This window comes from Clostridium sp., from assembly GCF_021443865.1.
In the GTDB taxonomy this organism is placed as follows: domain Bacteria; phylum Bacillota; class Clostridia; order Clostridiales; family Clostridiaceae; genus Clostridium.
Window position 1 is genome coordinate 1 of record NZ_JABUTB010000071.1, and the last position, 10,612, is coordinate 10,612.

A 10,612-nucleotide genomic window follows, 5' to 3' on the forward strand; every position below is an offset into this window, starting at 1 on the left:
AGCTATGCTCATAGAATTTTATTTATTAAGGATGGTAAGATTTTTAATGAACTAATTCGTGGAAATGATTCAAGAAAAGATTTTTTCAATAAGATTATTGAAATTGTAACCTTACTTGGAGGTGATGCTAGCGATGTTTTCTAAAATAGCAATAAATAATGTAAAAAGGAGCTTCAAGGATTATTCTATATACTTTCTTACCCTAACCTTTGCAGTATGTATTTTTTATACCTTTAATTCTATTGAATCTCAAAAGTCACTACTTGATATAAATACTAGTACAGAAGAATATATGGTAACACTAAATAAACTAATAGCTGGAGCCTCTATATTTGTATCCTTTATTCTAGGAGGTCTTATAGTTTATGCTAATAACTTTCTTATAAAGAAACGTAAGAAGGAATTAGGTATATACATGACACTAGGTATGTCTAAGAGGAAAATCTCTAGAATCTTAATTTTAGAAACCTTTTTTATTGGATTATTATCTCTAATAGCTGGTCTTTTTTTAGGGATTATAGTTTCCCAAGGACTATCAGTTATTACAGCTAAATTATTATCAGTGAATATGAATAACTATAAATTTATTATATCAATAGATTCAATAACTAAGTCTTCATTATATTTTGGAGTAATCTTTATTTTAGTAATGATATTTAATCAAGTTACTATTTCTAAGTATAAACTTATAGACATGCTTAATGCAGCAAAGAAAAATGAAGAAGTAACCATTAATAATCCTATTATTTCAATTGTTTTGTTTATTTTCTCCCTAGTCTCACTTATATCAGCATATATTATAATAACAAAAATTGGATTAGCTGTTGATGATTATCGTTTTATGCTTTCAATTGTTTTGGGGGTTACTGGAACCCTACTATGGTTCTTTAGTCTCTCAAGCTTCTTAATTCAAATTATACAAAAGAATAAAAATATATATTTTAAAAAATTAAATATATTTGTTTTAAGACAAATTAATAATAAAATAACAACTAACTTTATATCTATGACTACTATCTGCCTTATGTTATTTTTAACTATAACACTCTTATTTAGTATGTTTAATTATAAGAGTACCTTTGATAAATCATTAAAAGGTAATACTTACTTTGATAGCTCTGCAAAGCTTCATATTGATACTGATGTCCAAAAAATTAATGATATGGAAGAACTTTTAAATAGTATAAACTTTAAACTTGATTCTTCTGAAAAATATGTTTTTTTCAACCAATACACGCTTGATATTTATCTAAGTGAATTACTAAAGAATTATTTAACTAAAAAAGAGATAGATGAAATGAAGTATTCTTATTCAGATCATAATATATCAGCAGTAAAAGTATCTGAATATAATTCCATAAATAAACTTTTAGATAAAAATCCTATAACTTTAAAAGATAATGAGCTCTTGATTGTATCAAATTATGATGAGTTTAACAAGGCCTTCCATAAATTTGTTGAAAATGAGAACTCTGTAGTAATTGATAATAATAAATATATCTTTAAAAATGAAAATTTAATTAAAGATAATATATCTAGTGTATTTTATGAATTACAATTCCTTTATTTCATAGTACCTGACAACTTTAAAGGAAAATTAACACTAGAACAATCAAATCTTAATGTAATATATGATAAAAGTAATTATGCAAAATCAGAAGAAAAGTTTTCAAAATTCTATGTTGATATTTTAGAAAATAGAAATCCTGATGGTTCAACTGCTTTAGTTCTTGGGAACACCCTAGAACAACTATATTCTTTAGTGTATAGTACATCTGCAATAGTTGTATTCTTAGGTATATATTTAGGAATAGTATTTTTAATATCTAGTGCTGCAGTGTTAGCATTACAACAATTATCAGAAGCAAGTGATAGTCTTACTAGATATAATTCTCTTAAGAAAATAGGTGTTACTGAAAAAATGATAAATAAATCAATACTAAATCAAACCTTAATTTATTTTATGGCACCTTTATCACTAGCCATTATACACTCCATAATTGGTATGAAAGTAGTAAATGAAATCTTTTCCACTTATAATAAGAATCTATTTAGTAATTCTTCTATAATAATAGCATTAGCTCTTATTATAATATACGGTGGATATTTCTATACAACTTATATTAGCTTTAAAAGTATAGTTAAAAATAGTAATTAGTGCTTTAAATTAAATATCAATAAATTAGACTCCTAAATATTAGGAGTCTAATTTACTTACTTCATTTCTTCTTGGATTCTGCTACTAATTAATAGGATTTTTTCTGCTTCTACCTTACAAACCTTTCTATCATAAGTGTAAATTCCATTAGTTTCGTCCTCCACATCACTTAATTGGGTATAAACACAGCCACTTAAGCCATTTTTTATAGCTGGTATAATCATTTTTTCATACATTTCAACAATATTGTCTGTTAACATTTCAGAGCTTTCGAAAGCACCATATCCATAACTATTATATTTACTATAAATATGTCCAGGAATAGAATAGGAATATCCACCACACTCTGACACTATTAGTGGTCTTTCTGTTTTTGGTAAATCTATAGTTTTAAAATATATATGCAAACTATCTACGTCGCTCTTCTCGTGAATAAACCAGCCTGAAGTAGCATCTATAAACCTAGTATTATCAATTTCCTTAACAAACCCATAAAGCTTATCACTTTGAAATTGCCCCCACCCTTCATTGAATATAGTATATCCAACAATACATGGATGATTGTATAGATGATTTATTGTATCTCTTGTATGATTTATAAATATTTCTCTTTGAGCCTTATCCCCTCTTCTTTTATCATTTAATTTAAGCATTCCCATAGTAGGAAGTGCTGTATCTCTAAGAAAAGAATATGATCCATTATTCACCATATCCTGCATTACTAACATACCATGCTTATCACAATAATAATAAAAGCATTCTGGCTCCACTTTAATATGCTTTCTTAGCATATTAAAGCCTAAATTTTTCATTCTTAAAATATCCTCTTCAAATTCCTTTTCCATTGAAGGAAGGAAGATTCCATCACAAAAATATCCTTGGTCTAAGACTCCATGTAAAAATATAGGTTTATCATTTAAGCAAATTCTTTCTATTCCATCTATTTTGCATATGGTTACAGTACGCAAAGCAAAATAAGATTCCACTTTATCTTCAGATGTACTAATAATAATTTTATATAAATATGGATTTTCAACTGTCCATAGCGTAGGTTTATATTTATCTCCATTTGGTAATATGACTTTATCTAAATCTATCCTAAACTTATTATCTTTTTCATATCTTGTATAAATATATCCAGCTAAATTTATATCTATCCTATATTCAGTTGCATTTGTATCTATCTCACAGGTTATTCCATTCATATCAGGAGTTATTTTAATATTACTAATAAACTCTCTAGGAACACTTTCTAGCCATACAGTTTGCCATATTCCACTTACAGGGGTATACCACATTCCACCACGTTTTTTGCATTGCTTCCCGTATGGGTACTTCTTAGATAAATCATCAGTAACCTTTACTACTAACTGATTTTCTTTGTCTCTAAATAATACCTCTGTTATATCTACTGAAAAAGGTAAATATCCACCTTCATGTTTCATTAACTGTTTATTATTCACCCAAACCTCTGCAATTTGATCTACAGCACCAAATTGTAAAATCACTTTATCTTTTATAAAATTATTAGGCAAACTAAAGTGTTTTTCATAAGTTAAATGCTTCCCTACTGTTTTTTTATAACCAGATAAATTAGATTGAGGTGGAAATGGAACAATTATATCTTCATCATTTAGCTTCCACTTTCCATTTAAACTAAAGTAAGAATCTCTTTTCATTTGTGGTCTTGGGTACTCTGTCCAATCAATTTCTTTATCTGTAGTAAGATTCCAATGCTCTTCTCTTATCATTTTAAAAATTAAATATAATATAAAAAGAAGAAGTGTAGCTACTATAAAGGCAGCAAAATATATTCTTCTATCTGGAATAAAGGAAGTAGTACCATCATTATTTAAAATTGTTTTTGCATTATTTAAAACTAATGCTCCAATTGTTGGTCCAATAATTCCAGGTATAAGAACTTGTCCTAATATACGTAATCCTTGAAATAATCCTGCTTTGTTTTCTGGAATATTATCTCTTATCATTGCTCCAAAGCAAGCCATTCCTGTTAAATATCCTATCATCATAAATAAAGAACCAATAAACACGTAAAGAGTGCTTGTACTGAAAAATAGTATAGTATAGCCTATCATAAGTATAATAATACTTGGAATTACAGACATCTTAAATCCAAGCATATCATATAGCTTTCCATAAAATGAAGTTACTATTGCAGCAATTATAATTGCAGGAGCCATAATAATTACATAATTAGCTATCCTTAAAGTCTTCTCATAATAAAGAATTAAATATGGCATAAAAATATTAATAGAAATTCCAAAGATAGAAAATGCACCAACTACTGTATATAGAAGTTTATTTTCTTTTATAACAGAGGCTTTAAAGCTATATAAAACATTTTCTAGGTAGTTATTTGTTTCAGATGTGGTTATTACATTATCTTCTACTAGTATAAAACCTAATAAACCAATAATAGTAACACTTATACCTATAATTATAAAAATAGCACTCCAGCTAGATTGTAAGTCTAAATTAAATGCCATAAACCCACCAAAGACTATTAGAATAGATGCTAATGGCATCATAGAATTAATCCCTTCTATCCTTCCCCTATTACTATCATTTCCCCAATCAGTTATCCAAGCATTAAAGGAGGCATCATTGGCAGCTGATCCAAAGAAGGTCATAATACAATCTAATATTATAACTAATAATATTCCTAGAGAGGCAGCAGCTAAAGTACTTCCTGCTATTGGGGTTAAAATATCCATTCTTATAAATGAAAATGAAAGTATTGAAATTCCCCACATTATATAGCCAACACAAATAAATATTTTTCTATTTCCAAGCTTATCTGATAATGCTCCTATTAAAAGAGTTGTTAATGTAGCCGCTATTGAGCTAGCCCCAACCATTAAGGAAATATCAGCTGCTGATGCATTAAACACTTTATAAATGAATACGTTTAAATACATATTCTCAATAACCCATGCAATTTGACCTATAAGCCCAAATATAACAAGGGTTGCCCAAAACTTCTTTCCTAATTTATTTTTCATCTATAATCCTCCATTATAAATTCATATATTTTCCATAAATATACTTTAATTATATCACTCAATGATTTTATAATGTACTTATTATAAACAAAATAGTCTTAGAGTACTTAGAATCTAAGACTATTGAAATATACACTAATTTTTATTAACCTAATAACCAATTTTCCGCATCAACTATACTATTACAAGCTCTAAAATTATTTCCCTTATTTATTTCTAAAATTAGCTCCTTAAACCTATCGCTTAGTACCCTGTCTTCTTCAATAATGAAAGCTACCTTAACATGATAGTTAATAAATTTTTGTAAAGCCATTCCTAATAGCTTTGTTTTTAAATCATAAAATTCTTCTGAAAGAACATTCTTATCAATTACTACTAATGATGTATTTTCACTAAATATTGCTGATATAACATCTATAATTTCTTCTTCTGAGCATATTTTATTTTCATCAAATAGTATATAACTTTTATCATCCTTATTAATAACTTTATATTTCATTCTTATCCTCCTCTATCTCTTCTTGTTTAGTAATCATTGAAATCACATCTAATATTTCTCTAGAAGGTTACTGTTTTATCTGCCCATTCAACCATTTCTACACAATCAATCATTGTAGACATTGGACATGTATTAGTTTCCTTCATATTTCTAGATTTTAAACAAGTTCCGCAAGCTAGAATTTCTCCTCCAACTTTACTAAACTCCTTAAGTTGTTCTGATACATTAAACTTTTCATGTGTAAGTGTCTCACATTCCACAGCTTCTCCCATTAAAAACACCTTCACTTCATGTCCCTTTTTCTTTGCGGTTACTGCAAATCTAAAAGCATTCCAAGCTTTTTCAAATTCTTTAGTTTCAATAATAACTCCAAGTTTCATTACTCTTCCTCCTTAATAATTTAAAGTTTTATTTATTTCATTTATAACAAAATCAATCTCTTCTTTAGTGGTATATCTACCAAGACTAAAACGTACAGCTCCACGGCCAACCTCTTCAGAAACTCCCATAGCTTTTAATACTGGTGATATAGAAGTACTCCCTGAATGACAAGCTGATCCAGTAGATGCTAAAACATTAGTTAGCTTATCTAAGACCTCATGTCCATTAATACCTAAAAAGCTAACATTTAATGTATTAGGAAGCTTATTTTCTAAATGACCATTTAAATGTATCTTTTCGCCAAATTTCTCTTTAAGCCTACTATAAAAATAATCCGTTAATAATTTTATTTCATTATTATTTAATTGCTTCTTTGCAATTTCACAAGCCTTTCCAAGTGCAACATCAAAAATAATATTTTCAGTTCCTGCACGTCTTCCATTTTCATGACCTGCACCATGAATTAATGGCTCTATATTAATACCCTTCTTAATGTACAATGCACCAATTCCCTTAGGTGCATACAACTTATGCCCAGCAATTGTTAGAAAATCAACACCTAATTTAGTAACATCTACGGGGATCTTACCTAAGGATTGTGAAGCATCTGTATGTAATAAAACGCCATATTTCTTGCACATTTTAGATATCTCTTCAATTGGCTGAAGAGTACCTGTTTCATTATTAGAATGCATAATGGAAACAAGTATAGTCTTATCTGTAATTAATCTTTCAAGTTCTGAAAGATTTACTATTCCATATTTATCAACTGATACATAACTTACCTTATATCCTAATTTCTCAAGAAAATTACATGGATTAAGTATTGCTGGATGTTCTACCTGAGATGTTATAATATGATTTCCATTGCCATTAAAGGTATAAGCTACCCCCTTAATAACCATATTATTTGATTCGCTTCCTCCACTTGTAAAGATTATCTCCTCTGGTGAAGAATTTATTAATTCTGAAACTTGCTCTCTTGCCCTCTCAACAGCTCCTTTAGCAGTAACTCCTAGCTCATGGTTGCTTGATGGATTTCCATAATTCCCATATATATATGGAAGCATAGCCTCAGCAACTTCCTTATCTATTGGTGTGGTAGCATTGTAATCTAAATAAATCACATAATCATCCCCTATAAAATTTAATCTTATATATTAATATTACCATTAATATTTATAAATTAAATTAATTTACGGATTTTAATCCATTGATAATTATATTTTCTGTTAATGTTGCCATATAATCTACGGACTCTTTAAGACCATTATTTAGCCAATGATCTATTAATCCAATAACTCCAAATAAAATAAATGAATAATACTTATCAAAAAGATCCTTATCATTCTTCTTCAAAATATTAGACCAATCACTATATCCCTTTTCATATATTACAGAGACTATTTTTTTAATAAATCCCATATCTCCTCTTTTACATAAAATAACAATACAGAAATCTCTATTATCTGCTATAAAAGTATATATATCCTTTAATATAGGTTTCGTTTCAATTTTCTCTGGAGAAATCTTATGAGATAATATCATATTTTGAAATTCTTCAAAAAGTTCCTTTTCAATTTCATCTAACATATGAAATACATCTTTATAATGTAAATAAAATGTCCCTCTGTTTATATCAGCTTTTTCACACAATTCTTTTACTGTAATTGAACTTATATTCTTTTCTTTCATAAGAGCTATTAAACTTTTCTTTAATATATCTCTTGTTTTTCTTATTCTTCTATCCTTATTCTCCATAAAAACATCCTTTCTGAACATTTATCATTCAATGTGTTCATTAATAAACTTCTCCAATAATATTGATTATTGCCTTTAAAACTTACTGTAATTATAATAAATGTTAAAGCAAAAAACAACACCGTGTTCAATAACGTTCACAGGATACATTAATGAAAAATGAAATAAAATAGGAAGGTGATATTATGGATGAGTTGAAAGAAGACAAATCAAATTTACTTAAAATTATCAAATTTATCGCAGTTATAGCCGTTATATTAATTCCGACTATTTATACTACTATTTTCTTAGGATCAATGTGGGATCCTTATGGAAACGTAGATAAGCTACCTGTAGCTGTCGTAAATTTAGATAAGCCTCATGAATATAATGATAAAAATTTAGCTGTAGGAGATGAGCTAGTTAAAAATCTTAAGGAAAGCGCTGCACTTAACTTTAATTTTATAGATTCTGAAACAGCTCAGAAGGGATTAGATGATGGAACTTATTATATGATAATTACGATTCCTGAAAATTTCTCTTATAATGCCACAACTCTTTTAGAGGACAACCCTCAAAAAATGGAATTACAATACAAAACAAACCCTGGGAAAAACTATATTGCCTCTAAAATGAGTGAATCAGCAGTTCAAAAAATAACAACATCTATAGAAAATAGCGTTACTGAAATTTATGCTAAATCTATATTTGATGAATTTTCTTCAATAGGAGTTAAGTTATCCGATGCCTCTGACGGTGCCTCTCAAATAAAAGATGGATTAGTATCATTAAAAAATGGATCTGATACTTTAAGTTCAAATTTAAAAGTTTTATCTGATAGCAGCTTAACTTTTACAGATGGAATAAATAAATATGAATTAGGTATCAATGACTACTTAGCCGCTGTAAACAAAATAAAGGATGGTTCTGAAAGTTTAAATACAGGAATAAATACCTTAAATACTAAATCTTCAAGTCTTCCTGATGGAGTAAGTAAGCTTAATGATGGTGCTAATAGCCTATATACCGGCTTAAAAGGTTATACTTCTGGAGTATCAGGTTTACAAAAAGGAAGTGAAACTCTTCTTGGTGGTTTAAATTCCTTATCTTCTTCTATAAGTAAGTCAGTTAATGATAAAAATAGTGAAGATATTAAAACTTTAACTACTTCCTTGGATAGTTTAAATTCAGGTATAAATGAAATTAATAATGCTATTCAAGGTGATTCAAGTAATGATTTAACTTCTAACTTTACAGCTTTGGGAACAAACTTAAAAAATGTAAATAATTCATTACAAAATTCTTCAAAATACATTAATGAAATTAAATTAAACATTGCTAAAACTAAGGAAGCTGATTGGTTTAAGGCATTAGATAAAACCACTCAAGATGAGATTATAAATAATTTATCTGCTCCTATTGCTAGTTTAGGTAATGAACTAACTAATATAGGTAGCGAAACTTTATCAGCATCTAATAATTTAGGTTTAGCTGTAAAAGGAATATCTGAAGTTTCTGGACAAGTTGATCAATTAAAAACATCTTTAGGTACTCTTGCTAGTAGTTCAGATTTACTTATAGGTAAAACTACAGCTACTATAAATAATTTATATTCAGGACTTAATAATGTAGGAACTGCATTAGATACTCAAATAATACCTGGAGCTTCTAAACTTTATGATGGTGCTAATGAATTAAATTCAAACTCTAATGCTATTGTTAGTGGTGCTGAAAACTTAGCTAATGGAACATCTACTTTAAATACTTCAGTTCCTGCCTTAACTAGTGGAATTGGACAAATTGCTGAAGGTTCAAATGCCTTAACTGAAGGATTAAATACATTATCACAAAATAATGATTCATTAAAATCAGGAATTAGTACAATAAATTCAGCTTCTAAATCTATTTCTGATGGTGCTTCCAAGCTTTATTATGGCTCCCTTGAATTAGGTGACGGAGCTAATAAATTAAAAGAGGGTTCATCAACATTAAAAGATTCCCTTAAAGAAGGAGCAAATACTATTAGCAATACTAAATTATCTGATGAATCAAAAGAAATGTTTGCAGCTCCTGTAGAAGGTATTGAATCAGTTAATTCTCATATTGCTAATAATGGTAGTGCAATGTCAGCATATATGATGAGTGTTGCCCTATGGGTAGGTTGTCTAGCCTTAGGTATATTATTCCCTGCAGAAAGAGATCTTGAAAAGGGAAAAGAAAATCCAAAAGCCTTTTGGCCAAAAAAAGTATTAAAACTTTTCACTATAGCAGTTTCTGAAGCGATAGTTATGATTACTGCACTTATTCTAATTAATGGACTTGAACCTGCTTATATAGGCAAAACTTATATATTTGCAATATGTGTTGCCTTAGTATTTATGGCTATTGTTTATTTAATGAATTTAATTTTAGGAAAAGTAGGAAGTTTCCTTCTACTAATATTTATGATTTTACAATTAAGTGGTTCTGCTGGAACTTATCCTATAGAACTTTCAGCTCCTTTCTTTAACTCTATTCACAAGTATATGCCATTTACATATACTGTTGATGGATTTAGAAATGGATTATCTACTGGATTATCAATAGTACCTCAAATAACTGTTCTTTTAACAATAGGTGCTATTTTCTCAATACTTGCTATAACTGTAGTAATTAGGAAAAGTAAAAGTAATAAAACAAGTTTATCAGATTTAATTGAAAAAGCTTTATAAAACTTTTAATAAATAAATTTTCAAAACCCTAGATCTAAATCTATAAGATTTAACTCTAGGGTTTTCCTTTATATTAATAAATTAAAATTTAATTATACTA

At 28.2% G+C, this 10,612-nt stretch carries 7 protein-coding genes and 1 pseudogene; 3 read left to right on the forward strand and 5 right to left on the reverse strand.

Annotation, left to right across the window (positions count from 1 at the left end):
- Positions 1-144, forward strand: a pseudogene (locus HUJ77_RS11885) (ABC transporter ATP-binding protein); the annotation flags it as partial.
- Entirely contained in the window at positions 134-2,158 is a 2,025-nt protein-coding gene (locus HUJ77_RS11890; protein ID WP_291708904.1) for an FtsX-like permease family protein, read from the forward strand. The pseudogene HUJ77_RS11885 and the gene HUJ77_RS11890, both read left to right, overlap by 11 nt.
- Positions 2,159-2,214: 56 nt before the next feature.
- Here the strand turns inward: HUJ77_RS11890 and HUJ77_RS11895 are convergent, their stop codons facing one another.
- From HUJ77_RS11895 to HUJ77_RS11915, 5 genes are all read right to left on the reverse strand, one after another.
- Positions 2,215-5,181, reverse strand: a complete 2,967-nt coding sequence (locus HUJ77_RS11895; protein ID WP_291708905.1) for an MFS transporter — start codon at positions 5,179-5,181, stop codon at positions 2,215-2,217.
- A gap of 145 nt (positions 5,182-5,326) precedes the next feature.
- A complete protein-coding gene (locus HUJ77_RS11900) occupies positions 5,327-5,680 on the reverse strand; it encodes a DUF4180 domain-containing protein (RefSeq protein ID WP_291708906.1) in 354 nt (117 codons plus the stop codon).
- 59 nt (positions 5,681-5,739) lie between these two features.
- A complete protein-coding gene (locus HUJ77_RS11905; RefSeq protein WP_291708908.1) occupies positions 5,740-6,060 on the reverse strand; it encodes a DsrE family protein in 321 nt (106 codons plus the stop codon).
- Between the two features lie 12 nt (positions 6,061-6,072).
- Positions 6,073-7,188 (reverse strand): cysteine desulfurase family protein, encoded by a 1,116-nt coding sequence (locus HUJ77_RS11910; RefSeq protein WP_291708909.1) that lies wholly within the window; start codon positions 7,186-7,188, stop codon positions 6,073-6,075.
- A 64-nt stretch (positions 7,189-7,252) separates the two neighbouring features.
- Positions 7,253-7,822, reverse strand: coding sequence for a TetR/AcrR family transcriptional regulator (locus tag HUJ77_RS11915; RefSeq protein WP_291708911.1), 570 nt, complete (start codon positions 7,820-7,822; stop codon positions 7,253-7,255).
- 185 nt (positions 7,823-8,007) lie between these two features.
- Here HUJ77_RS11915 and HUJ77_RS11920 point away from each other — a divergent pair, with 185 nt between their 5' ends.
- Positions 8,008-10,512 (forward strand): YhgE/Pip domain-containing protein, encoded by a 2,505-nt coding sequence (locus tag HUJ77_RS11920; protein ID WP_291708913.1) that lies wholly within the window; start codon positions 8,008-8,010, stop codon positions 10,510-10,512.
- The last annotated feature ends 100 nt before the right edge of the window (positions 10,513-10,612 follow it).